Raw genomic sequence first — 24,049 nt, 5'->3', positions numbered from 1 at the left:
TTTAAGGCCTAAGTTAGCGGCTCTTTAATGTTAATCGCAAAAATACGAATCGGCAAGGTTTTCCCTTTTAAGCTTTGAATGCCAAGGTCGGTTAAGCATAGATTTTCCGGGACTTTAAGTTGGTTAGCAAGGCATTCGGAAATCAAAAAATCCTGTTGTAATTCGGTAGACAAACTCAATATACGTGCTGTGGTATTGAGTACATCTCCGGTAAAAAAGATATCCTTTTTTAACGCTCCTATTTCCCCGGTAGTCACCTGGCCGATATGCAAAGCGGCCTTAAAATCGGGAAGCAGGCCGTATTCCTTCTTAAAGCGGTGTTGTCGTTTTTGCAATGCGGCTTTCATCTCAAAAAAACATTGGAGCGCGTTGTTGTTTTGGAGTCCGCGCTGCAGCTTCCAGGTGATCACGATCTCGTCTCCCACATATTGGTAGACCTCGCCATAATTCCTGATGATGGCCTCCGAAAAACTCTGGTAATAGTCCTTAAGCAATTTAAAGTAGGTCTTGTGCCCGATCTTTTCTGCAATACTGGTAGAGTCTTTCATATCGACAAACATAAACATGCGGTGCTCCACCCTCGGTTTATGATAATGCCCCGTAAAAAAATTGAGCAATACGTGTTGGCCTATATTTTCACTGATCTCGGCATACAGCAGGGATACGATCAAAGAGAAGAGCAACTGCACTGCTGTACTGATATGGGTGATGCTGAAAAAGAACAGCACATAGCGGTCCAATACGTTTTTGCTGAAGATCGATTCCTGTAGCTCAATTGCGGCAGCCAATATAAAGAAGACCAACATAATGCAAAACATCAGGATGGCGTAAAGCAGAAACTTACCGACTAACTTTTGCGGAAAGCTTTTTTTAGCGAAAAGTTTATTGATCAAACGCACTTCGATAAATCCTACCAGGCAGCCAACGGCAAACACACTGATGCTCGCAAAAACGATAATGCGCGGGGTGATGCGTATGGCAGATTCGGGCGTATTTGCTCCGTCTCCCAGCACGGCATATTCACTCCATAAAAAAGCCCATCCAATAAAGAGCCAAATGAGCCCAATGGGTAGAATCCGTTTCAGATGATAGTTGGTTTTTGCTGAAAGGGCCATGCTTTTTAACTAGGCTATTGTTTTATGCTCAGCTAAAATACAGCCTAGGTCTTTAACAGCAAGCAGGTTAGCTCAACTTTTGGTGTGTTGCTTTGGGTTTGATAGGTGTATGGAGCCTGCATACTCCCCTTCTCCGCCCGTCTTCCAAAGAATATACGCTATCTTTACCTTAAAACTTGGGTTGCAGCCCGGGCTTGTTTCGCTATGGGTCTTATGCTCCCTAAGCCCTGTTCTTTTTACCAAGATCAACACTCCTATGAAAAAACTACAGCTACTTCCTATCCTACTCCTCTCGCTCCTTACTTCGTCGAGTTGGGCGCAAGCCGTGATTCCTGAAAGCTATATCAATCCCTTAGATCTTGATTATACCTATATGGTTTACAATTCGAGTAAGAATATTTCGTACCGCTCGGGTGCAGATCCTGCGGTGATCCAATTCCGCGGGGAATACTATCTGTTTGTCACCCGCTCATTTGGCTATTGGCATTCTACCGATCTGGTTAATTGGGAATTCATTAAACCCAAGCAGTGGTTTTTTGAGGGAAGCAACGCCCCTACCGCATTTAATTATAAGGATTCGCTGGTTTATTTTGCCGGAGATCCTGCTGGCTATGGAAGCATTCTATACACCGATAATCCCAAGGAAGGCCTATGGAATCCGGTAGCTTCTATAAGCAATAATATTCAGGATTCTGAATTGTTTATCGACGATGACGGGAAGACCTATTTGTACTGGGGTTCTTCTAATGTGCATCCTATTCGCGTAAAAATGCTGGATAAAGACGATCGTATGCTGGAAACCGGCGTTAAAAAGGACCTCATCAATCTGGATGAGGAAGCCCACGGCTGGGAGCGTTTTGGCGAAAACAACTTTCACCCTACACTTAAAGAAGGCTATATGGAAGGCGCTTCCATGACCAAACACGAGGGTAAGTATTATTTGCAATACGCAGCACCGGGAACGCAATTCAATGTCTATGGAGACGGGGTCTATGTGGGCGAAACGCCGCTAGGTCCGTTTGAATATATGCCCAACAACCCGATGAGTTTTAAACCCGGAGGCTTTACCAACGGAGCGGGCCACGGGATCACAGTAAAGCAAACCAACGGGCAGTACTGGCATTTTGCGACGATGGCGTTGGCTTCTAACTCGCATTGGGAGCGCCGCCTGTGTATGTTTCCAACGTATTTTGATGAAGACGGACTCATGTATTCCAACACCAGCTATGGGGATTATCCGCGTTTTGCACCGAGCCATCCTACCAAAGCCGGTGAACACAACGGCTGGATGTTATTATCGTATAAAGGGAAGGTGACCGTTTCGTCCTCGCAATTGCAAATCACCAAAAGCACGATCACTGATGGAGCTTTTGAAGTCACCGAATTGCCTCAAAAAACCAATGCTGACGGAAGTATTCTTTCTGAAGTATTGACCGATGAAAACCCGAAGTCGTTTTGGGTTGCTGAAGCCAATGATGCTAAACAATGGGTAACGATTAAAATGATTCAACCCGGAAACGTATATGCACTACAGCTGAATTTTCACGATCACGAAAGCGGGATCTATACGCGTGTGGAAGGCTTAAAACATAGATTCATCATTGAAACATCAGAAGATGGTGCAAACTGGCAAACGGTTATCGATCGTTCTAAAAGTTATAAAGACACGCCCAATGCCTATTTGGTACTCAATCAACCGGTAAAAGCTAAGTATGTGCGCTATAGGAATATTGAAGTTCCCGGAAACAATCTCGCGCTTTCTGAAATTCGCGTTTTTGGTACAGGCTATGGTAAAAAGCCGGCTAAGGTAAACGGCTTTGAAGTAGACCGACAAACCGACCGCAGGGATGCGCAACTTACTTGGGACACTGTCAAAAATGCACAAGGCTATAACATCCGTTGGGGTATTGCACCTGATAAACTATATCAGTCGTGGTTGGTTTATGACGAGCACGAACTCTTTATGCGTTGTTTAGACAGGGATCAGACCTATTACTTTTCGATCGAAGCCTTTAATGAAAATGGGATCTCCCCACAAACGCAAGTGATCAAAGTGGATTAAAAGTTAAATGAAACACTTGCCAAAACCTGAGAAGGCCGCAATACATAACGGGTTTGGATGATGTAAAATTCGCTGCTCGACGCATTGATGAAATTTTCAGTATTCAGCATATTATTCCAGCTGAGCTTCAAGTCGATCTTCCTTTTGGTAAAGGTGTATTGATAACTCAGGTTTAAAAAGTAATTACGATTGGCTTCGGTAAGCGAGTTTTTAAAGTATTCGCCACCCAAACTGAAGTATTGATTTTCCCAAGGATAAAAGAACACTTCAGCATTATGCTGCTGCGTGTTGAGTTGCTGCAATTCTGAGTTGTTCAGCTTCGAATTGTAAAACATTAGGCTTCCGGAATACGTCAAACTTAACCAGGCACTCAATTCAGATTCTAAACTTCCATTCAGGTTAAAATTGGTATTCTCATTTTTGACTAAAGTTGCATTGAGCAACTGCTCCCGTTCTGAAATGCTATACGAAGCATTCAGCTTGAGGGAAGTATTAAGTCGGCTCAAATATTTACTAGCTTCAACATTAAATCGGTGGCTATTGGCATAATTATCCCGCACCACCGCTTCGAGAATGCTGGTACCGTTAGGATCTATTTGACTGCCAAAGAGCAAATTATTTTTAGTTTTTCCATAGCTGTAGGAAGCCTTGGCAAAGAGTCGTTTGATCGGGTTTCTATAATTTAAAGACGTCGAATAATTCTGTGTCACTTGCTCCAAAATAGGCGCGTTATAGCGTTGCAAGTTTCGGTAATTGGTGAGAATAAATCCAGGGTACAAGCGCTCGAGTCCGCCAAAGTTATAATCCAGATTTCCTGAGATCGAAAGCTCCCATTTGGCCGCCAGTTTGTGCTGAATATATACCGAAGGTTCAAACACAAAGGCATCAAGCGCTTGCGCGTTGCTTCCTTCTAAGTCAAATGCTTTAAAAGCCACCGGCACGCCTAGTCTGATGTTCCAGGTTTCTGAAGTATTCTTAAAGCGCCAACTTTGCTTGAGGTAAACTTCTGAAGTTTTAAAATCGGTATCATTTTGAAAAGCATTTCCTAATGGGGTATCACTATCATCCAGAACCAAATCACTTGTTAACGACTCCTTCTGAAGCGCTACGCCCAGTTTTAAAGTGGTGGTAAATTTGCCCAGCATTTTGGTCATTCCTGCTGAATTGTCGGTATATAATTTTTTGGATGTGATGTTCTGCAGACTTTCCGCATACGGATTCCCTGCATTTAAAAAGTCTTCAAACTGCCCAGGCCGCACCCGTAAAAATTGATCAGATTCTGAAAAACCGGTATTCGAACTGAAGCGTACCAATTGCTTTCCAAAGGTTTTGTAGAGGTCAAAATTATTCTTAAATCCGTAAAATGGAGTGCTTAAGTGTTGTGCAATCGCTGCATCCGTGCGTTGCAACATTCCCCGCTCAGTATTTCGATAGGTATTAAACTCCAATTGGTTTTTGAGGTAATTCTTTTTGGTGTTTTGTTCCAGCGTAGCCTTGCCTTGAACATTCTTTATAAACAGGCGGTTGTCTAGTACTTCGGAAATCGAAACCGTATCCTGCGGCGTATACAAGGTAGTCTGTGTGCTCCCTTGTTGTTGCTGGTAATCGTTGAGATAGGAAAGATTCAGTTTGAGGTCCAGATCACTTTTCAATCGCTGAATTCCGTTAGCCGAAGCCAAATGCACATTATTGTCGAGCCAGCGGTCTTGAGAAAATGGTGGCGTTGCAGGATTGAGCAAGGAAACCCAATCTGTTTTGGCAATGTCGTAGGTAGAACCTCCTGGATTGAAGCTGAAATCCCGTACCTGATTGGCTACATTTTTCCCGGTGTTGTTGCTTTGATAACTCGCAATAAACTGGCGTTTTTTATTAAAGAGCATCGGGGTTACATTGGCTTCCCACAATAGCGGAGTTGCGCCCAAACCAAGCTTTGCGGTTCCGCTTAGGGTGACGTCGTTTTTTAGTTTGATATTGAGCGAGGCGCGTTCAGAAAATTCCAGACTGTCTAATACTCTTATAGGTTGGTGGTTCTCCAAAATTTCTACTTTAGAAACATCGTCTGCCGCAAGATTTTCATTGGCGAGGCTGTAACGCCCTTCCAATAGGTCTAGCCCTTCGATATAATATTTTTGAATGGGTTTACCCTGATAATAGATTTGTCCGCCCGGCTTGATCGTAATCCCCGGCATCTTCCGTAAAACATCTGCAATGACCCGATCGTTTTTATCCTTAAAGGCTTCTACTGAAAAACTAAGCGTATCGCCACGCCGCTGAATGATTTCTGATTTGACCACCACTTCTTTCAGTTCTTCTGAAGAAGGACGCAGTTGGATCTCGAGCTCCTGAGATTTGCGCTCCAGTATTTTTTTGAAGGTGGTAAGGCCTATATACGAAGCTTTGATAAAGAGTTTTTCCGGAGCATTATCGATACGTATTTTAAAGCTTCCATCGCTTTTAGAGATCGCATAGGCCAGAATCGAGGAAACCGAATCTTTGCTGATGGTAAGGGTCGCCCCGCTTAGGTTTTTATTCGCTTCGTCTTTAACGGTGCCCGTAAGGATCATTTGCGCATTAAGGACCGAAACCCAACACCAAATAAGCACTATCAATCCAAACCTATGCTTCAACCTATTTTAGTTCTAAAGGATTATTTTCTTTACGTAACATCTCGGCAAACGCGTCTCGATAAAATTGATCTACTTCAGGAGTTCCAACAACATTAGGATTATTAGCATAGCCCATAGGATCGCTTCGGTAGCGATGCCAAAGCTTTTCAAGTGCCGGCCTGGTGGTTTTCTCATATTGTTTGAGGTTGAGTCGGTAGGTGATCTTAGGCGAAAGTTTTTCCAGCCCTACAAACTTAAAATCCCAATAGCCTTGTGTATCGGTGATCTCAAGGATCAATCCGGGTAATCCGTTAAACTTATATGGCCCGTCTGAGATGGGGATTTCTGTAGTAAACCAAGCAGTATACTCCCGACCGGCAAACGTGGTTGTCGCCTTTTGTGCGGAGAAGCCTTCAATTGTCTTGGTCTCTTGCGCTATTTGCCAATCAAATTGATGCTTGGATTCTGCATAGACAAAGCGATCTTCCATTTTAGGGATTTTAAGCAGATACAACAAACTGTCCTTTTCTCGTTCTTTAATGATCTCATAATGAAAATGGGGCAACGCATTGCGCGAGGTATGTGCAGAATTCCCTTGTACCACGATCGGGTTGGCGAGGGTTTTTGCCCGACTTAGGTATTTTGAAAAGTCTTCACCTAAGTAAAGAATCATCAGTTCCGCCTTGCGGGAATTGGCATCGGTAGAATCCAGCTGAAAGCTCAGCTTATAGGTAACTTTATATTCCAGTTTTCCTTTGAGTTTGTTTTGACTGAAGCTACTATTCAAAGCAAACAGTATAAAAGTTAGAATCGAGAAGAATTTAAAATTTGACATAGGAAATCCTTTATTGCTTTAGTTCTAATGGATTATTTTCTTTCTCTAACATTTTAGCAAAACTTTCAACATACTTTTTATGAACCTCCGGACTTATGGTAATATTATCAGGTATGCCTCCTCCAAATGTAAATGGATCTTGTCTATACCGATGCCACAGCTTCTCTAGCGCCGGTCTTGTGGTTTTCTCGTATTGTTTGAGGTTGAGTCGGTAGGTGATCTTTGGCGAGAGTTTTTCAAGCCCCACAAATTTAAAATCCCAATAGCCTTGCGTATCGGTGATCTCAAGGATCAAACCCGGCAAACCGTTAAATTTATACGGCCCGTCTGAGATCGGGATTTCTGTAGTAAACCAAGCAGTATACGCCCTACCCGTAAAGCTTGTTATCGCTTTTTGTACAGTGAAGCCTTCAATGGTCTTGGTCTCTTGTTCTATTTGCCAATCAAATTGATGCTTAGATTCTGCATAAACTAAACGATCATCTGATTTATCAATCTTGAGCAGATACAATAAACTGTCCTTATCTCGTTCTTTGATGATCTCATAATGAAAATTGGTCAGTGCATTACGAGAGGTATGAGCAGAGTTCCCTTCTACCACGATTGGGTTGGCGATGGTTTTTGCCCGACTTAAGTATTTGGAAAAATCCTCCCCCAGATACAAAATCATCAATTCTGCCTTGCGGGAGTTGGCATCTGTAGAATCCAGCTGAAAGCTCAAGTTATACGTGACTTTATATTCCAGTTTTCCTTTGAGTTTGTTTTGACTGAAGGTATTCAGAGAAAACATAGTTATTAATATGGTAACTAGAAGTTTAAAATCAATCATATCTACTACATATTTAGTTAAAACTAACGAATTAGTTATTTAAAAGCTCAATAGCATTGTTCTTTTTTTGATGAGAAGCTCTTAAATCCTGTTTTGCCTGTGCGCGGCTTAAGCTGCTATTAGAAAAATCGAGTTTGATTCCAGCCGACTCCATTGCGTCCAAAGGGTCTTGTTCATAATGCTCCTTAATCTGTAGAAAGTCGGCTTTTGTAACACGCTTATAGGTGTTCAAACGTATATTAGGCTGCACCGGTTCTTTAAGCTTTTCAAAACCTTTAAGGCTGAAATGATAGTTTTTTTGCGCGTCATAAATTTCAAGGATGAGGCCGGGTAGCCCGCCAAACTTATACGGTCCGTCACTAAAGGGAAGCGCTGCAGTAAACCAAGCGGTATATTTCCTACCTGCAAAAGTAGTTGTTGCACGTTGCACCGTATACCCTAAATACGCTTTAGTCTCTGTTTGAATCTCCCAAGATTGTAAGGGTAGATTTTCGACATATTTAAATTTATCTTTTACAATTTTTTCAGCATACAGCAGTTGCTGTTTTTTGGTAGACTTAAAGATGATGTAATTGAATGCCGTTTTTGGGATCATCGCTCGTATTCGACTAAACTGCGCCATACTTTTAGTATTTCGATCGAGCGTGGCAAAAAGGGAATCTTTGGTCTGTTGTCCCAAGCTCAAATACCGGGATTGGTTTGGGTTGAGGTATAACAAAACGGTTTCCTCCGCTATCGAAGAAATATCGGTTGAATCCTGCTGAAACGTAAGCCTATAGACCGCTTTATAGTCATATTCAACCTCAGCTTGTTGCTGAGCTCTGATCCCATTGAAACTTAGCAAAAGGGATATTAAAAGGTAGCTATACTTCATAGCTAGTAGATCTCTATAAAATTATTCATCTTGGGCGCTAACTGTTTCCCATATTTGGCATAGTGGTCTTGTTTAGCTTTACCTTCAAGACCTATATGTACCGAAGCACCGTTGCTCCCTACCCAATTATTTAAAAAGCCTATTGGGTCATCATAATACTCCTGTTGCAGCCTTAAGAGTTCCTTTTTAGTGGCTTTTTGCAGCGATTTTGGAGGTGTGTTTACAACCGGATAAAAGGATGTCTTTTCAATTCCGATCATCGTAAACCTATAATCGCCGTCTGTACTTTCAATTTCGAGGATCAATCCCGGTAGTCCGTAAAACTTATACGGTCCGTCTGAGATCGGGATTGCTGCGGCAAACCAAGCTGTGTAGTCTCGTCCTGCAAAGCTTGTTGTGGCCTTTTGCGTGCTAAAGCCTTCAATAGTTTTAGTCTCCTGCCCTATCTGCCAATCAAAATGTACGTCTTCAGCATAATAAAAATTATCAGTTGCGATTTTTTCACAGTGATAAACCAGCTCTTCTAGCGGCTTTTTATAAATCCTATAAGAAAAGTTGGTTTCCCAGGATGCTGCAGCACGTTTATAGGCATCACTGCCTATATCTCCTATCCCAAAATTTCTTCGAGTAGAATCTTTTGAGACCACAGCATTACTAAGAAAATATGAGGTTTTAGCATTTGTAAAGAGCTGAAAATTTTCAGTTTTCAATTGAGCCAGATCGGTACTATCCGGCTTGTAAGTAAGCTGATACGTGATCTTATAATTGGTATCTGCTTGCGGAAAAAGATTAAAACAGAACATGAACATAATGAAGTTTACAATAAAGGTTCGCATAGATATTTTGATTGATGAGGCTACAAGATACTCATTTAAAACTACAAAAATAGTTTTGAAACTACTTTTATAGTATTTATATCAAATTGTACGCACGCTGACCATATTTTTAAGAATACTCTAAAATTGCGCTGTGCACTACTAATCCCTAAAAAATACCGTTAATCCTAAGCCTTTCTTGTTATCAAAACCTGTAAATGCGTATACTTGTAGCACTCAGCCCGTTTATTCATGCACTTTAGTGATTTACCTAAACAACCCAGCACCTTTGTTTCCTATTGGAATGTAAGCAAACTCTTATATGGCGCGTTGTTTTTGTTTATTCTGGAAACGGTTTTTTACTACACTAAATTTGTAGAAGCCTACACCGAAAAAACAATACTTATCATCGCGTTCTGGTTGTGGTGCCTGATGTTTTCTTTCATTCATATTTTTCTGGTGACGATGGATGTCTGGTCGCGTTTTCAAAACTACAAACGCATCAAAGATCACTTGTTTCAGCACGGGTTTACGCCTAAAATCGCAGAACATTACAAAGGCAGTAAATGCCAGCGCATGGCGTTATACGCTGCTGCTAAAGAATTAGGAATGGAAACGGAGATCAAACAGCATTATGCGCAAGCGGGTATAAAATGGTATCACTTTATCCCGCAGTTTATGATTCAGGATCCGTTGTTTCCTTTTAAAAAATACTTTTGGTCCCGTACCTTTTTAGAGAAATATTACGAACCAAAATTTGAATTTAGAAACGCACAAAAAATCACAACGGAATGCTAAATGCGATCAAGCTGAGCAAATCCTATAAATCAGGAAAGGTGCTCGATGCGGTTTCGATCGCTCTTGAACCCGGAAAAATCAGCGGACTCTTAGGTCGCAACGGTGCAGGAAAAACCACCCTGTTTAAAATACTCTGTGGGTTAGTTACGCCAGATTCTGGTGAGGTGCATATTGCTTCAAAACAAGCTAAACCTATAGGTGCTGTGATCGAAGAACCGGGACTGTACCCCTACCTCAACGCTTACGAAAACCTCAAACTTTTTGCTCAAATTCAAGCTGCTCCGGCAGATCGCACTTCGCTGGAAAATTATTTAACTCAAGTGGGACTTCCACTAGATCGTAAAGATCCTGTGCGCAACTTTTCGATGGGGATGAAGCAGCGTCTGGGCATTGCCATCGCTTTACTCAACGCGCCTGATATGCTAATTTTAGACGAACCTTTTTCTGGTTTGGATCCTACGGGAGTGGCTTCGCTTATTCAATTGATTAAAACACTTGCGCAACAAAATATCGCAATCTTGGTTTCGTCGCATCTGATGGCAGAACTTCAAAAGTCCTGCGATTATCTGTATGTGATCGATCAAGGTAAAATCGTTAATGAAGGTCCTACGCAAACCCTGCTCAACGCGCTTATATCGGTATATACACTCACAGGAACTGCTATTGAAAAAGCTCAAAGTCTTCAACCCTATGTGCTGCACGCCGAGACAAACACGGTGACCATCAATTGTGAACACGTTCCAATTTCAGCCGTACTCCGAAGCACTTTAGAAGAAGGATATGAGGTACATTCATGTGTTCCCAACATTTCCTTAGAACAACTTATAATTCCGCTTAACGCATGATGATTCCCTTATTAAAAGCTGAATTATTTAAGCTTTTTAGAGAAAGTAAAACCTGGTATGCGGTCGCTGCGGTCTTGCTTATCGAGTTTATCATTCTTATCGCCGCCTACTTTCAAGGGGCAACGATCTTAGAATTATTACTCGACAATCTGCGGCAATCCTTCTATTTTGAAGGAACACTTTTAAACGGAAACTTGCTGCTCTACATCATTCTTAACTCGCTGTGGTTTAATCTACCACTCATCTTAATGATCGTCAGCTCGGCCCTCATCACCGAAGAATATAAAAACGGCACATTAAAAACGCTGATGCTTCAGGCCGTAAGCAAGCGTAAATTAATGCTGGCCAAATATCTTACCTCAGCGATTTTCACATTGTTGATGTTGCTTTTGCTAATGGCGAGTACCTTTGTCCTCGCCTATGGTATTTTTGGTAGCGGTGATCTGGTGGTGTATTTGGGAACGCTCAATTTTTTTCCTGCGGAAGAAGCATTTAAACGCATCCTGATGGCCTTCGCTTCGGGAACTTTGAGTATGCTTTTTTTTACGACGGTTAGTGTTACGCTTGGGATACTGTTGAAAGAACCTGCAAAAACCTGGATCGCCTCAGCCTTCTTTCTTATTTTGAGTTCGCTGCTTTTAAAAGCCGATTTCGGTTTAGGTAGTATGGAACGTTTTTTCTTTGCTAAACTTACCAATTCTTGGCAGCGCTTTTTTGATTACGAATTGCAATTACAGGAGATTCTAATCGATAATATCGCGTTGACTGTGTATACTTTTTTAGTCGCCCTTGGCGGAATGTACCTGTTTACTAAACAAGATGTAGGATGATAAAACCCTTATATTTAATCGCTTTTTTACTGTTCGGTTTGAACTGCAATGCTCAGGAAATTGATGCCGATTTACTCGCTATAAAAGCAAAGATGGACGCTGTGAATACCTTTTCGGCAAAGCTTCAACTAGATCTCGACGCGCCGTTTATCAATATGCCCACTAAACGCGCTACGATGGAATATCAGCGTGGGAAAGACCTCAAATTCTCTAGTGATGACTTTGTGATCTTACCCAAACGCGGTCTTGATTTTACACTTTCTGAATTGTTTGAACATCCGTTTATCACCGTAGATCGCGGGATGCAAACACTTGACGGAACCCCAGTAAAAGTGCTCAATGTGATTCCTACCGGTGAAGACTCAGATATGGCGCTGGCAACCTTGTTTCTGGATACAGAACAGCAACGCATCACTGCCTCCGAGATCACTACCAAAAAGAACGGTACCTATAAACTCAAAATGGAATACGATCGAGCATCGACGGTGTTGCCCAGTTATGTAGAAGTTGCCTTTGCTATCGAAAAGCTTAAAATCCCACTGAATTTTATGGGAAGTGACACAAAAATAGACCGCAAAACCATGCGGAATATGGATACCAAAACCGGCATCTTAAAACTGAAGATCACCGATTACAAGATCGACCTTCAGCCTTAAGCTAGTTCCATTTCATATTTTGTAGGCGGATCGCATTAAGAATCGCGAGAAATGCTACGCCCACATCGGCAAACACCGCTTCCCACATAGTGGCAAGTCCGCCGGCTCCCAGAATTAAAACCGCTGCTTTTACACCAAATGCCAGAGCTATATTCTGCCAAACGATCTTACGGGTAGACCTTCCGATCTGCATGGCTTGCGCCACTTTTGAAGGTTCGTCGTTTTGAATGATCACATCTGCAGTTTCGATGGCCACGTCGCTTCCTAAACCGCCCATAGCGATGCCGACATCTGCCGTTGCCAGGACCGGCGCATCATTGATACCGTCGCCTACAAAGGCTACTTTGGTACTCCCTTGCGCCTGTAATTCCTCCACCTCACGCAGTTTCTCTTCCGGTAAAAGTCCGCCTTTTGCCCACGTGATCCCCAGGCTTTGCGCTATTTGTTGGGTTATGCTGTCCTTATCGCCCGAGAGCATCACGGTTTGTTGCACTCCTGCTTCTTTCAGTTTTTGAATCGCTGTTTTAGCATCTGCCTTCAGCGCATCGGCAACCACGATATAACCGGCAAATTGGTCCTCAATGGCGACGAGCACCAAGGTTTCCGCAATAGCATCGAGGCTTTGCGGAACCTCGATATTATGGTTGTTCAGCAACTCGGCATTTCCGGCAAGCACCGTTTTTCCATTAATGGTTGCTTTCAGTCCCTGTCCGCTGTGCTCCTCAACGTTCTTCACCTCCAGATCTTCTAACTCGACATCGTACTCCTGAATCGCTTTGGCGATGGGGTGGGTCGATTGGGCTTCAATAGCTTTAACATAAGCCATAAACCGGGTTTCGTCCCATCCGTTATGCACTTCGATGGTTTTTATACGGAACACCCCTTGGGTAAGGGTTCCTGTTTTATCGGTGACCAGGATCTTTATTTTGGTCATAGCATCCAGAAAAGAAGCACCTTTGAATAGAATCCCGTTGCGGGAAGCAGCACCCAAACCACCAAAATATCCCAAAGGAATAGAGATCACCAAAGCACAGGGACACGAGATCACGAGGAAGATCAGGGCGCGGTATAACCATTCTTTAAAGACATAATCGGCAACAAAGAAGTAGGGTAAAAAGGTCAAGGCTAAGGCCAAAAAAGCCACCAGAGGTGTGTAAACTTTAGCGAATTTTCGGATGAATAATTCGGTTTTAGACTTTCGCGAAGTGGCATTTTGAACTAACTCCAGAATACGTGCGATCGCACTTTCTTTAAAAACCGCAGTGGTTTGCAGCTCGATCACTTCATCCCTATTGATGCTTCCGGCGTAAACCGCTTCGCCTTGGGTAATGGTATCGGGTTTACTTTCTCCGGTTAAGGCAGCCGTATTCAATGAAGCTTTTGCACTTAATAAGATTCCATCTAAAGGTATTTTTTCACCTTTCCGCACCTGAACCCGCTCCCCTACTTCAACAGCATCTGGAGCAACCGGAGTGAACTTTGCATTGCGATACACCAGGGCTTCGTTGGGCCGTACATCTAACAGTGCCTTGATGTTGCTTTTGGCCTTATCCACCGCAGCATGCTGAAAGAGTTCGCCCACGGCATAAAACAACATTACCGTAACCCCTTCGGGATATTCGCCCAAAATAAAAGCGCCCAGCGTTGCGATGCTCATCAAAAGAAATTCTGTAAATACCGCTCCCTTCTTAATGCTTTCCCAACTGTCTTTAAGCACCGGGATCCCTACCGGAATATAGGCCACGATATACCAAATCAAGCGGAAGCTTTCTTTGAAAAAGGAAGCTTCAAAATGGTCTAGCAGCATTCCTGAAGCCAGCATCAAAAAACTGAACAATCCGGGCGCGTAGGTTTTAAAATCCAACGTATGGTGATGCTGATGTTCTGTAGCGGGTGCTTTGCTGTGTTTGGCGCAGCACGCGTCATCAGCTATATGCGTATGAGGATGTTTATGCTCTTTCATAGTTGCAAGTTCTATAAAAGCAACGTGCAACAGAAGTGCATTTAATAACTGCTACAGGCATCACAAATGCCTTTAACCACCAGATTGGCATCTTCGGCAATAAAGCCTTGTGGTAAATTGATGTGAGGTATTTTATGCTCGGTAAGGCATATGGTTTTGTCACAGGAATTGCAGTGGAAATGCAGATGCAAATCCCGATCGATATCGCAACGGCATCCGGGTTCGCAAAGCGCATATTTAAGCACGCCGGTACCGTCGTCTATCTGATGTACGATCCCTTTTTCTTCAAAGGTCTTTAGGGTGCGATACACCGTGGTACGATCTGCTTTAGTAAACGCCAGTTCGACATCGGTCAAAGCTTGAGCCGCCTCCTTTTCGGCCATAAACTTATAGATCAACATACGCATGGCTGTAGGCCGCACGTCTTTTTGTTTCAGTTTGCTTTCGATCTCGTTCATACGCTGACTTTGTTAAAATCTTCGGTGATCACGGCGCGATGCTTGATGCCCCATTCGGCAATAACATCGGTTAATTCTTTTAACGAAGCACCATAAGGCGTGATCTTATAAAACACGCTTACCGGCTTGGTATCTACCACCGTTCGCTCGATCAACTTATTCATCTCGAGATCTTTGAGCTCTCTGCTGAGCATACGGCCTGAAATACCTTCGACCTCCCGAAGCAATTCAGAGAATCGCATCCCCTGAAAACACAGACAGGCGATGATCGAAACTTTCCATTTGCCGCTCAGCACATCCATAGTATCGTGAATGGCTCTTATTTTCTCCTTACAATTTAAATCTGCTTCACACATAACCCGGTTACTCTAATGTTACTAGCTATTTTGTTACAAAGTTACTTTATGTAACCATGCTTGGCTAATTTTGCTTAAAAATTATATTAGCATATGAGTTTATTAGATGATCTAAAATGGCGCTACGCAGCCAAAAGTATGAATGGTGCTGAAGTACCTCAGGAAAAACTGGATTATATTTTAGAAGCTGCCCGCCTGGCACCTTCTTCTTCGGGATTACAGCCGTATAAAGTATTTGTGATCTCCAATAAGGAATTACTTGAAAAAATTAAGAATGTGGCCTGGAATCAAAGCCAGGTTACCGATTGCTCGCATTTATTGGTTTTTGCTGCCTGGGACGGGTATACCGATGCGCGCGTAAGTGCTGTTTTTAATTATACGATGGATCAGCGTGGGTTACCGCACGAAACCATGGATGATTACAAGCAAAATATTATGAGTTTGTACGAACCCTTAGGTAAAGAGTGGCAGGCAGATCACGCTTCAAAACAAAGTTATATCTCTTTTGCGATGGCTATCGCTGCTGCGGCAGAACAAAAAGTTGATGCAACGCCTATGGAAGGTTTTGTTCCTGCGGAAGTAGATAAATTATTAGAATTGGAAGGTTCTGGTTATAAAAGTACCTTGTTGCTCACTTTGGGCTATCGCGATGCCGATAATGATTGGTTAGTGAATATGAAAAAAGTGCGTACGCCTAAAGAGGATTTCATCACCGAAATTAAATAAGCATACAGCCCGAAGCATTCTACACTATAGCTTTTAGGATTTAATCTTCCGAAAAGTGTAGACCTAAAAAAAGTCCGGATTCACAATCCGGACTTTCTCGTTGAGGGGAATCAAAATAAATTATTTAATTTTTTTAATGCTTTCAATGGTACCTTGACTTGAAGAAGTCTCAGTTTGTGCTTTAGGTTCGTAAGCTACCTCAAATTGCTCACCTACCGCATCATTATTTTTTAGGTCCATCACAAGTTCTGAATCACTTTCCAGAACCACGGCTTGATAGGCTTCGTCTGAGAAAAAATAGTACCCGCCTTCATAGCCATCAAAGGTGAGTTGTTGGGTGCTAGGATCATCATTCACCGGTATTACCGCGGTGCTTAAACTTAGTGTGATTATGCTGAATATGCTTAGTAAAGTTTTCATCGTTCAAAATTTATAATTCTAATTTACAAAGCATTAGCGCTCACCAGCAAAAGATTAAAAGTACTTTAGCATCATATGCTAAGGCTTTCTAAATTTTATAAGCCCAAATGATATATTTTAAGAAATCGTATTAGAATTTAACTTTGCAGCTTTGGCTCCAACCATAAATAGCCCATAGCCAGCACAAAGAGAACAAAAAAGTATATTGGATTGATAGGACGTTTAACTTGAAGTTCTTCTACTTCAGCATCTCCTTTTCTAAAAAAGTCCTGATTGGCTTTGGTGAGCCCCTGCGCTGCTCTAGCTTTCCAATCCACTTCGGCAAACACATAATATGCATATTCTGAAACCGTATCTCCTGTGGAAAATCTTAAGGTAAACCAACCGGTTTCTTCGGGATAAAATGTGGCTAACCATAACTCGGGGATGTCTGGATCTTGTATGACAGGAATGGAATTCCCATCTGTATCGGTCAGGGTGAATTCAGAAACCGCAGTGCGAAATTTTATGGTGTAGGGTTCGTTAGGTGTACCTATTCCTCCCCGTTCTTCCCAGAAGACCACATCGCTTTCCGGTTTGAGTACCGAGGTTAATAGTGCACTCCATAACCTGTTATACCGCTCCTGATTTCCTTTTAATTGCAAGGCATAGGTATTCGACAATACGGTGGTGCTTACGCTTCCAAATCCTAAGAATCGTTGTCCGGCCAAAATTTGATTTCCCGACTTTAGTGTCGCATTAAAGTTGGTTGCAGGATCTAAATAGTAGCCAAAGGTTGAAACTACTGTGCCGTCTTGTAGCTCAACTTCCGTCTGTGCGGTTCGGGTGAACTTAAAATCGATCAAGGGCTGACTGCCGTAAAACAGGTCTTCACTAGGCATCACAAACACGCCCAGTCCTTCCTGCGTTACTGCTTCTTTGATACTGTTTTGTTCGTTTCGGGAAAGGGATTGCCAGGCTCCCGCATCGAGAATTAGTAAATCTAAATCCTTCAAACCGGAAGTAGCCAACGCATTAAAAGACTTCCGCTCTTGATTGAAATATTCATACTTGAACCGGCCTTGCGTCAACTGACTGCGCACCAAAACCTGATGGTTCAACTCTGCCAGATAATTCTTTAAGTACTTGAACTCAAAAGACGGAAATGCCGAAAGCATCACAACGTTCAATTGCTTTTCCGGGCTTATGTGTACTGGTAAAGGTTGATTGTTCACCAGAGTTCCCAGCGAATCCTTCTCCGCTACAGTATACACAAAATCTCCCGGGGCTTTTACTGTCGCTTGAAGCGAAAAAACCGTATCTGCTTTAGACGTAAATTTAATCGAATCTAACCCTAAATTTCCCGGGGCTTGCAATACGATTTGATTTCCGGGTTTCGGCTTAGTGTACCGGGCCGTCAGGTTTAAATCTTCTCCTTCTGCCAGTGTTTTTGAATACTTAAGCTGATCGATTCCATCAGGGATTTCCGTTTGTAAAAGGTTTACAGTTCTTCCTTCTAACTGCCAAAAATCATACGGTTGTATTCCACTTCCCAGAATAAAAAGTTGGGAGATTGAATCCAATTCGTCCCGGTCGATATGGTCTTGATACACCAACTCCTTTAACTCAGGATTTGTTTCCCGCAAACTATCCAGCTGTGCTTCCTGATATCCTGAAGTGAGTAAAACTCCTTGTTTTCCTTCAACCAGACTCCACTGCGCCGGTTTTAAAGCGATTGCCAAGAGTGCCATAACGGCTACCAATCCCGCTACAAGACGCAACACAAAACTGCTGCTTCTGCGCGGCCATTCTTTCACTACAAAAACTACGAATAATATTACCGCAGCAATCAATCCCGGAATCCAATAGGCGCTATGTACAAAGGTCAACTCACTCATCGGCATCCAGATTTTTTACCAGCACCGCATCCAGTTTAGAATATTTGGCATGTTGTGTATTGGGCTTTACTTCTTCAGCGGGCAAGGCTTTTAGCAACCCGTTTTGTAATTCTTTCAAAGTTTCGACATCGGTATCCAAGTTTTGCGAGATCCAATTGAGTTGTTGTAGGGTTTCCAGATAATTCCCAGGCTGCTCGATGGCTAAGCTTGCGAGTTGGTTACCAGCTTCTTTAAACAATTCCTGATCTTCTGGAGTTGGTTTCGCTTTAAGTACAATCAAGGCTTCTAATCTTGAGATGGCCTTTTGAATCGCTTCAAAACGGACCTCTTGTTCCATATCCTCCTGTTTTGTGGTGCTTGAAACTTCTTTTAACTCGCCGGTCAAGCGTTTATCTTCCTTGATGGGCGGCGGATCAAAACCGATACGGTGCACATAAATACGCGAACTGTTTTTGATCTCTTGAATCAATTTCAACGCCTCATTTTGATACGGCAGGGATTTTTTAGGCTCAAACATTCTTAGGTGCAATTCTGCATCCCACATAATATTGAGCGCCTCGCGCAGCTTCTGTTTTAGAGATTTTGCAAACAAGGTCGATTCTTCGGGGTCGCTGTGGTTGTGTACGTATTTTTCCAGCGGATCTTCCTCCTCTGTTTCTTCGCCTTCGTGCTCGTGCTCCTCGTCCACCAGATTATGCTCATTGGAACTGTCGTGCCGATGCGAATATTCTGCAAGCGGGTCACCTTCTTCCTCGCTCAGCACACCGGGATCTTCGGTTTGTGCCGCAAGACCACCTTCGGCTTCATCGCCCATAAATTCTCCATATTTTAGACGCAAACTTTTCTGGTCAAAAGCGAGTTCGTTGCTGGTCGAATTGAATTCTTTGGTACTTAAATTCGGTTTGTCTTTGAGCAGTTTTTTGGTATCGATGATGAGTTGGCGCTGACTTCTAAAATAATCCGGAAGCAAATCGACGCCCATTCCTCCGGCTTCGACATACTCATATTCGGTCGTGTCTTTGATCACCGCAAAATAGGTTTCGCTACGTGCTACATTGGGCTTTGGTGTTTTCAAATCCTGTGCGTGCACGTAAAAATAAAGTTCGTCACCCGGCTCCATTTTGAGCTGATCCAGATTTAGCTTTTGCGAAAGCGACTGCTGTTTGCTTCCTTTCGCTATAGCGGAATTAAAAGCTATCTGCTCCTCCCGAAACTTCACCGATTCTCCCGAACCGCGGCTCACCGTCGCCACAATATAAGCAGCACCAATACCGTAATCGTCAATGATCTGAGTGTCAAAAGCAATGTTTTTGTCGTCTCCTGGCTCAAACGAAGTGAACTGGTCGAGATTCAAAAGATCCACCTGTGGCGGCGCGTCAACCAAAGTCTCAATGCTGTGTAAATCGGAAACGTAAGCATTGCCCAAGGTATCCACAAAGCGGAAACTGTAAAACCCAGAAGTCGTCAATTGCTGTGTTCTTCGATAAGTTTTTCCGTTGGTTTTCATCGCATACTGCGTGGATTGACTTTCCATAAAAACCGAATCGACCGACTGGTCAAATTTCAAGGTCCAGGTGATTTGCGAACCCTCAAGCGCCTTGATATCCATTTTTTCGCTCGTGCGTGGAGCTATACCGGTATATGCGGGATAACGCACGGTAACGGATTGCTCGATGATTTTAGGCGGAATTATTTTCGCTTCCGCGGAATCCACAGCGCGGATGAGCATTTCGTTTTCCGGTTGGATTGCTTCCTCCTCAAAAAGACTGTCATTTGCATTTAATACAAAACTGAAAATCACCGTGGCAGCAAGTACTCCAAAAAGCAATAAACCGAAACCTTTAAAATCGATAGGCGGTTTTAAGGCTTTAAGTTCGTTTGCCAATTTCTGCTCGGTGCGGTACCGCTGAATCTGTCCTAAACTGCTCAATTCTTCTGTAGGTTGAAATACCAATCCTGCGCTGTATTCCGAATACTGAATGCGCGCATCTATGTATGCAAGCACTTTTGAAATCCCCAGCGCCAAAGGTTTGTAAAGCAAAAATCCGATGAGTACTAAGACCATAAATAGCACAATACTCACCACAATACCCTTGGTCAAAATAAATAACAACACCGCCGGAAGTAACGCCAATAAAAGCACCAATAGCCATAACTGGGTTTGCCAACGCTGTTTGAATTTTAGGACGCTATGTTTTCCTGTATTGCTCATTGCTTTCGAATTCGGGATAACACACGTTCAACAATCAAGGTGATGAGCAAGGCCAACCAAAACCAGTGCGTCAACGGGATGTTTGAGGCTTGGTTTAGTTCTTGCTCTTCTGCTGTGTGCAAGGGTGTTGCAAATGCATCGGCCAGCACGCGACGGTCGTATTTGTGAACCGCTTCATCCAACTCGGGATATAAGTTGAGTAGCGGCAATAACTGTTCTGCAAGATGTTGTTCGACCACATTTTTTCGGGTAAGGTTTTGGGTCATTGAAAAATGGGTGCTGTTTTTTACGATCAAATCAGAAGCAAACGCATTCGGCTGATAATCCAGTAGCATCCCTGAAAACTCAGGCGGGTCGCTTGGGCTGAGCCAAATCAAAATTCCTTCCTGCGGTGTTTCATTCGGAATAATATCGGTGATCGCAATCGGACGCTTTAAATACGCAGATAAAGCTTCAAAACCGGTTTTGAGGAATTTGAGATCGGTTTGCAGGTTGTCTTCCGCGAATGCGTAAACCTGAAGCGTGTCTACCGCTTGAATCTCGAGATCCGTGTCCAGGTTTTGTACAACAGCAGGTTCACTAAAAGACTTTTTAAAGCGTAGCTGTTCCTTCGTGCTTTTTACCTCAAGCACTTCTATCGAATCTTGTAATTGGGTCAAGGCTACAACCCCTGCTGTGGTTTGAGCGGAATCAATGGTTACCCAATTTACATTTTCGGTAATTTCCGGGCGTTTTCCTTTGAATCCACTAAGGAGCGTTTGCGAATACACTACCAGACTATCGGCTTTTAGTTTCTCAAAATCCTGTGCCAGTTGCCAATAGTTGGTCGCAGCGGTTTTCACCGAATCGGCTGGATTATACTCCGGAAAATCTTCTTGAAGTAATCTTACTGCTTTGATTTCCGCCAGGCTATCCATAGAAGTTTTGAAGGTATCAATCTCTAATAATTCCGGTTCAACCAGATACACCAAATCCTGATTTTTGGTTTTTGTTTTAGCGAAAGGTTCCGCCAAAATAACAACTAACAAAGCGATCACCAGCAGTCGTAACAGCAGTAACAGCCATTCATTGAGCTGTAGGGTTCTCGTTTGCGCGTTTTCAGATTCTCTAAGGTTGGTAATGCTGCCTACTTTGATGGTTCTGCCCTCATCTTTGCTCCATAGATGTATGGCTACAGGAACGGCGAGTCCCAGTAAAGCCCATAAATACATCGGATTGGCAAAAAACATATTAAACGAGATTTATGCGTTTTTTGAGGAACAGATTCAGGGTTTCTCCCAGCGGTTCGCCCATCGTAAATACCTGATGACTGATGTCCTGATGGAGCAATAGTTCTTCAGTCTGTATAAGCTTGTTTTGCAGGGTTTCCAAATAGTGCTTCTTGGCCTCTTTTGCCGAAACCTTCAATTTGCTCCCGGTCTCCAGATCTTCAAAAGTCACTGTCCCTTTATAGTCAAAATTCACTTCGTCCTGCCCCATAATTTGTAAGACCGCTACTTCATTCCGTGCCGTTTTCAAGGCTTTTATGAATGCTGAAAGTTCGTCGCTATGCTCATACATATCAGTAATAAAAAAGATAAGTTCTTTGCGTCCTCGCTCGTGCAAGCGCTCATTGCTTATCGCATTCATCGGCCAGGTTCCGGTGGTTTCTACCGTAAGTAATTCCTGAAGCAAACGGTTAAAATGCTGTATACTGGCTTTGGGGTAAATGGTGGTCAAGTGGTTTTCGCTTAAAGCGAAAAGACCTACCTCATCCCCTTGTTGATGTGCGAGATACGCAAGGCTTGCCACCAATACCCGAGCATAATCCATTTTGGTCAGCTCGCCTTCTTGGTGCGCCATCGAGTTGCTCGCGTCGAGAATGAACTTCACCGAAACCTGAGATTCGATCTCCGATTGCTTGATGTAATACCTCCCGGAACGCGCCAGCATTTTCCAGTCGAGCAAACGCAGATCATCCCCCGGCTCGTAACCGCGGTACTGACTAAATTCCATACCGCTGCCCAGACTTTTACTGCGATTTAAACCTTGTAAATAACCATCAACAACCACCCGAGCGATCAGGTTAAGTCCTGACACTTCGTGTAGGATTTCTGGTTTGAGCAATTCTTGATAGTTGGTTTGCATCCCGATTTATAAAATGGTTTCTAATAGTTTTTGAGTCACGGTATCTGTCGTAATATTTGCAGCCTCCGCTTTAAAATTGACGATCACGCGATGACGCAACACCGGGAAAGCCACGAACTTCAAATCGTCTGGAGTCACCGATAGCCGGCCTTGTGAAAGCGCTCTGGCTTTTGCCGTTAAGATCATCGCCTGACCAGCACGCGGACCTGCACCCCAACTTACCCATTGTTTGACGTATTCGTCACTCGTCGTTTCAGGGCGGGTTGCTCTAATGATCTTGCTCACTTTGCTTATCAGTTCGTCACTGATGGGAATTTCGCGTACGAGTTGCTGTAAGCGTATGATCTCCTCGCCGCTAAGCACCGATTCAACTTTTGTTTTTTTAGAACTCGTAGTCGCTTTTAAAATCGTGGTTTCCTCTGCTTCGGTTGGATAGCCGATGCGGATGTAGAGCAAGAAACGGTCTTGTTGTGCTTCCGGTAAAGGGAAAGTTCCCGATTGTTCGATGGGGTTTTGCGTTGCGAGAATAAAAAAGGGTTTATCCAGGGCGTAAGTCTTCCCGGAATAGGTCACCTCAAATTCCTGCATGGCCTCGAGCAAGGCCGCCTGTGTTTTGGGCGGTGTACGGTTGATCTCATCGGCAAGGATGATGTTTGAAAAAATAGGTCCTTTATTGAACTCAAAGAATTTCTTTCCGGTGGTTTGATCTTCTTCGAGAATCTCGGTTCCTATGATGTCGCTGGGCATCAAATCTGGCGTAAACTGAATGCGCTTGAATTTAAGATCTATGGCTTGTGCCAATGTGCGTATCATCAAGGTTTTTGCCAGCCCGGGAACCCCTTCCAGCAAGGCGTGACCTCCAGCAAGAAAAGTGATCAACAACTGCTCGACCGTTTCTTCCTGACCGATGATGATCTTACCTATTTCTTGTTTGAGCTGTTTGATTTTCGCCGTAAGGCTCATTACCTCCTGCTCGATTTTTACCAAGTTGTTATCCATACGTTTAAGTTATGAGGTCAGGGCATACATCACAATGTTCACCCCAAATCGTGTATTGTCTATTCTATAAAATCGCTTGTTCCTAAAGTCATAATCCCACTCGCAACCGTAGTCCTTATTGCTGTACAACACCCCGATGCGGCCATTGATCTCAATAGCTTTTAAGTACTCGTGCACCAAGTCATCTCCCCAGCCGTTGAGCTCCTGAGAGGTTGCCGGCGGACCGTCTTCAAATTCAAAGAAGGAAGAATAGAGTTCGTGATCGTTCGGGATTTTTTTGAGTTTGTCAGGGCCAAAAATCTCTTCCATTTGTCGCTCAAAAGATTTTGCAAAGAGTCCGTCGATATCGTGATTGCAATCGTCTGCAAATACAAAACCACCGTTGCGCACATAATTCTCAAAATTCTCGCGTTCTTTGGGTGTAAACTGCACCAGTTTATGTCCCGAGATATAACAAAACGGACATTCAAAAATCGCATCGCTACTTAGCGAGATGATATTTTCGGTGGTACTGATCTTAAGGGTGGTATATTCTACAAGCGAGTTGAGCATATTGGAGGGCATACGCTGGTCTACATCCCAGTCGCCCGACTCGTATTGCAATCGTGTGAAGAAAAATTCGGTATTCAACGGAAGTTTAAGGGGT

At 43.2% G+C, this 24,049-nt stretch carries 22 protein-coding genes; 6 read left to right on the top strand and 16 right to left on the bottom strand.

What is annotated here, in order from left to right:
- Positions 1 to 8 precede the first annotated feature (8 nt).
- Positions 9 to 1,115 (bottom strand): adenylate/guanylate cyclase domain-containing protein, encoded by a 1,107-nt coding sequence (locus MED217_RS05400; RefSeq protein WP_009779471.1) that lies wholly within the window; start codon positions 1,113 to 1,115, stop codon positions 9 to 11.
- Between the two features lie 256 nt (positions 1,116 to 1,371).
- Here MED217_RS05400 and MED217_RS05395 point away from each other — a divergent pair, with 256 nt between their 5' ends.
- Positions 1,372 to 3,177, top strand: coding sequence for a family 43 glycosylhydrolase (locus tag MED217_RS05395; protein ID WP_009779470.1), 1,806 nt, complete (start codon positions 1,372 to 1,374; stop codon positions 3,175 to 3,177).
- Here the strand turns inward: MED217_RS05395 and MED217_RS05390 are convergent.
- The 5 genes from MED217_RS05390 to MED217_RS05370 form a co-directional block, all read right to left on the bottom strand.
- On the bottom strand, positions 3,174 to 5,741 hold the full coding sequence (locus MED217_RS05390; protein WP_154648912.1) for a porin family protein: 2,568 nt from the start codon (positions 5,739 to 5,741) through the stop codon (positions 3,174 to 3,176). The two genes, MED217_RS05395 and MED217_RS05390, sit on opposite strands and share 4 nt — an antisense overlap.
- A gap of 64 nt (positions 5,742 to 5,805) precedes the next feature.
- The gene (locus MED217_RS05385) at positions 5,806 to 6,618 is read right to left on the bottom strand and encodes a GLPGLI family protein (RefSeq protein WP_009779468.1); all 813 of its coding nucleotides are present in this window, start codon (positions 6,616 to 6,618) and stop codon (positions 5,806 to 5,808) included.
- Positions 6,619 to 6,628: 10 nt separating this feature from the next.
- On the bottom strand, positions 6,629 to 7,447 hold the full coding sequence (locus MED217_RS05380) for a GLPGLI family protein (RefSeq protein WP_083777982.1): 819 nt from the start codon (positions 7,445 to 7,447) through the stop codon (positions 6,629 to 6,631).
- A gap of 31 nt (positions 7,448 to 7,478) precedes the next feature.
- On the bottom strand, positions 7,479 to 8,321 hold the full coding sequence (locus tag MED217_RS05375) for a GLPGLI family protein (protein ID WP_009779466.1): 843 nt from the start codon (positions 8,319 to 8,321) through the stop codon (positions 7,479 to 7,481).
- Positions 8,322 to 8,323: 2 nt separating this feature from the next.
- On the bottom strand, positions 8,324 to 9,157 hold the full coding sequence (locus tag MED217_RS05370) for a GLPGLI family protein (RefSeq protein ID WP_083777981.1): 834 nt from the start codon (positions 9,155 to 9,157) through the stop codon (positions 8,324 to 8,326).
- A gap of 231 nt (positions 9,158 to 9,388) precedes the next feature.
- Between MED217_RS05370 and MED217_RS05365 the strand changes: the two genes are divergently transcribed.
- The 4 genes from MED217_RS05365 to MED217_RS05350 are packed head-to-tail and all read left to right on the top strand — an operon-like array spanning position 9,389 to position 12,265.
- Positions 9,389 to 9,934, top strand: coding sequence for a hypothetical protein (locus MED217_RS05365; RefSeq protein ID WP_009779464.1), 546 nt, complete (start codon positions 9,389 to 9,391; stop codon positions 9,932 to 9,934).
- Positions 9,928 to 10,779 carry an ABC transporter ATP-binding protein gene (locus MED217_RS05360; protein WP_009779463.1) on the top strand — a complete coding sequence of 284 codons (852 nt, stop codon included), beginning with the start codon at positions 9,928 to 9,930 and terminating at the stop codon, positions 10,777 to 10,779. The genes MED217_RS05365 and MED217_RS05360 overlap by 7 nt, the downstream gene beginning before the upstream one ends.
- Positions 10,776 to 11,609: an ABC transporter permease gene (locus tag MED217_RS05355; protein WP_009779462.1), complete on the top strand. Its 834-nt coding sequence runs from the start codon at positions 10,776 to 10,778 to the stop codon at positions 11,607 to 11,609. Before MED217_RS05360 ends, MED217_RS05355 begins: the two co-directional genes overlap by 4 nt.
- Positions 11,606 to 12,265, top strand: coding sequence for a hypothetical protein (locus MED217_RS05350; protein ID WP_009779461.1), 660 nt, complete (start codon positions 11,606 to 11,608; stop codon positions 12,263 to 12,265). Before MED217_RS05355 ends, MED217_RS05350 begins: the two co-directional genes overlap by 4 nt.
- A gap of 1 nt (position 12,266) precedes the next feature.
- On the opposite strand, the gene MED217_RS05345 is transcribed toward MED217_RS05350, so the two are convergent.
- Genes MED217_RS05345 through MED217_RS05335 form a run of 3 tightly spaced genes read right to left on the bottom strand, consistent with a single transcriptional unit; the run spans position 12,267 to position 15,042 of the window.
- Complete coding sequence (locus tag MED217_RS05345) at positions 12,267 to 14,228, bottom strand: heavy metal translocating P-type ATPase (RefSeq protein WP_009779460.1); 1,962 nt, start codon at positions 14,226 to 14,228, stop codon at positions 12,267 to 12,269.
- Positions 14,229 to 14,269: 41 nt separating this feature from the next.
- Complete coding sequence (locus MED217_RS05340) at positions 14,270 to 14,686, bottom strand: Fur family transcriptional regulator (protein ID WP_009779459.1); 417 nt, start codon at positions 14,684 to 14,686, stop codon at positions 14,270 to 14,272.
- Positions 14,683 to 15,042: a winged helix-turn-helix transcriptional regulator gene (locus tag MED217_RS05335; RefSeq protein ID WP_009779458.1), complete on the bottom strand. Its 360-nt coding sequence runs from the start codon at positions 15,040 to 15,042 to the stop codon at positions 14,683 to 14,685. The genes MED217_RS05340 and MED217_RS05335 overlap by 4 nt, the downstream gene beginning before the upstream one ends.
- A 93-nt stretch (positions 15,043 to 15,135) precedes the next feature.
- On the opposite strand from MED217_RS05335, the gene MED217_RS05330 reads away from it, so the two are divergent.
- Entirely contained in the window at positions 15,136 to 15,768 is a 633-nt protein-coding gene (locus MED217_RS05330; RefSeq protein ID WP_009779457.1) for a nitroreductase family protein, read from the top strand.
- Positions 15,769 to 15,888: 120 nt separating this feature from the next.
- Here MED217_RS05330 and MED217_RS05325 read toward each other — a convergent pair whose 3' ends face one another.
- The 7 genes from MED217_RS05325 to MED217_RS05295 form a co-directional block, all read right to left on the bottom strand.
- The gene (locus MED217_RS05325; protein WP_009779456.1) at positions 15,889 to 16,188 is read right to left on the bottom strand and encodes a hypothetical protein; all 300 of its coding nucleotides are present in this window, start codon (positions 16,186 to 16,188) and stop codon (positions 15,889 to 15,891) included.
- 137 nt (positions 16,189 to 16,325) lie between these two features.
- Entirely contained in the window at positions 16,326 to 18,065 is a 1,740-nt protein-coding gene (locus tag MED217_RS05320) for a hypothetical protein (RefSeq protein ID WP_009779455.1), read from the bottom strand.
- On the bottom strand, positions 18,058 to 20,277 hold the full coding sequence (locus MED217_RS05315) for a hypothetical protein (protein ID WP_009779454.1): 2,220 nt from the start codon (positions 20,275 to 20,277) through the stop codon (positions 18,058 to 18,060). The genes MED217_RS05320 and MED217_RS05315 overlap by 8 nt, the downstream gene beginning before the upstream one ends.
- A complete protein-coding gene (locus MED217_RS05310; RefSeq protein ID WP_009779453.1) occupies positions 20,274 to 21,506 on the bottom strand; it encodes a BatA domain-containing protein in 1,233 nt (410 codons plus the stop codon). Before MED217_RS05310 ends, MED217_RS05315 begins: the two co-directional genes overlap by 4 nt.
- A gap of 1 nt (position 21,507) precedes the next feature.
- Positions 21,508 to 22,404, bottom strand: a complete 897-nt coding sequence (locus MED217_RS05305) for a DUF58 domain-containing protein (RefSeq protein WP_009779452.1) — start codon at positions 22,402 to 22,404, stop codon at positions 21,508 to 21,510.
- 6 nt (positions 22,405 to 22,410) lie between these two features.
- Positions 22,411 to 23,403 carry an AAA family ATPase gene (locus MED217_RS05300; protein ID WP_009779451.1) on the bottom strand — a complete coding sequence of 331 codons (993 nt, stop codon included), beginning with the start codon at positions 23,401 to 23,403 and terminating at the stop codon, positions 22,411 to 22,413.
- A 9-nt stretch (positions 23,404 to 23,412) separates the two neighbouring features.
- Positions 23,413 to 24,033, bottom strand: a complete 621-nt coding sequence (locus MED217_RS05295) for a DUF4159 domain-containing protein (protein WP_040533258.1) — start codon at positions 24,031 to 24,033, stop codon at positions 23,413 to 23,415.
- Positions 24,034 to 24,049: the final 16 nt, after the last annotated feature.

It is taken from the genome of Leeuwenhoekiella blandensis MED217 (assembly GCF_000152985.1).
Classification (GTDB): Bacteria; Bacteroidota; Bacteroidia; order Flavobacteriales; family Flavobacteriaceae; genus Leeuwenhoekiella; species Leeuwenhoekiella blandensis.
The sequence above is the reverse complement of the archived record's forward strand: the minus strand, read 5'-3'. Positions and strand labels throughout refer to the sequence as shown.

Coding starts and splice junctions, on each gene's coding strand:
- MED217_RS05400 (WP_009779471.1), bottom strand. CDS start 1,115: ATGGCCCTTTCAGCAAAAACCAACTATCATCTGAAACGGATTCTACCC.
- MED217_RS05395 (WP_009779470.1), top strand. CDS start 1,372: ATGAAAAAACTACAGCTACTTCCTATCCTACTCCTCTCGCTCCTTACT.
- MED217_RS05390 (WP_154648912.1), bottom strand. CDS start 5,741: ATGATCCTTACGGGCACCGTTAAAGACGAAGCGAATAAAAACCTAAGC.
- MED217_RS05385 (WP_009779468.1), bottom strand. CDS start 6,618: ATGTCAAATTTTAAATTCTTCTCGATTCTAACTTTTATACTGTTTGCT.
- MED217_RS05380 (WP_083777982.1), bottom strand. CDS start 7,447: ATGATTGATTTTAAACTTCTAGTTACCATATTAATAACTATGTTTTCT.
- MED217_RS05375 (WP_009779466.1), bottom strand. CDS start 8,321: ATGAAGTATAGCTACCTTTTAATATCCCTTTTGCTAAGTTTCAATGGG.
- MED217_RS05370 (WP_083777981.1), bottom strand. CDS start 9,157: ATGCGAACCTTTATTGTAAACTTCATTATGTTCATGTTCTGTTTTAAT.
- MED217_RS05365 (WP_009779464.1), top strand. CDS start 9,389: ATGCACTTTAGTGATTTACCTAAACAACCCAGCACCTTTGTTTCCTAT.
- MED217_RS05360 (WP_009779463.1), top strand. CDS start 9,928: ATGCTAAATGCGATCAAGCTGAGCAAATCCTATAAATCAGGAAAGGTG.
- MED217_RS05355 (WP_009779462.1), top strand. CDS start 10,776: ATGATGATTCCCTTATTAAAAGCTGAATTATTTAAGCTTTTTAGAGAA.
- MED217_RS05350 (WP_009779461.1), top strand. CDS start 11,606: ATGATAAAACCCTTATATTTAATCGCTTTTTTACTGTTCGGTTTGAAC.
- MED217_RS05345 (WP_009779460.1), bottom strand. CDS start 14,228: ATGAAAGAGCATAAACATCCTCATACGCATATAGCTGATGACGCGTGC.
- MED217_RS05340 (WP_009779459.1), bottom strand. CDS start 14,686: ATGAACGAGATCGAAAGCAAACTGAAACAAAAAGACGTGCGGCCTACA.
- MED217_RS05335 (WP_009779458.1), bottom strand. CDS start 15,042: ATGTGTGAAGCAGATTTAAATTGTAAGGAGAAAATAAGAGCCATTCAC.
- MED217_RS05330 (WP_009779457.1), top strand. CDS start 15,136: ATGAGTTTATTAGATGATCTAAAATGGCGCTACGCAGCCAAAAGTATG.
- MED217_RS05325 (WP_009779456.1), bottom strand. CDS start 16,188: ATGAAAACTTTACTAAGCATATTCAGCATAATCACACTAAGTTTAAGC.
- MED217_RS05320 (WP_009779455.1), bottom strand. CDS start 18,065: ATGAGTGAGTTGACCTTTGTACATAGCGCCTATTGGATTCCGGGATTG.
- MED217_RS05315 (WP_009779454.1), bottom strand. CDS start 20,277: ATGAGCAATACAGGAAAACATAGCGTCCTAAAATTCAAACAGCGTTGG.
- MED217_RS05310 (WP_009779453.1), bottom strand. CDS start 21,506: ATGTTTTTTGCCAATCCGATGTATTTATGGGCTTTACTGGGACTCGCC.
- MED217_RS05305 (WP_009779452.1), bottom strand. CDS start 22,404: ATGCAAACCAACTATCAAGAATTGCTCAAACCAGAAATCCTACACGAA.
- MED217_RS05300 (WP_009779451.1), bottom strand. CDS start 23,403: ATGGATAACAACTTGGTAAAAATCGAGCAGGAGGTAATGAGCCTTACG.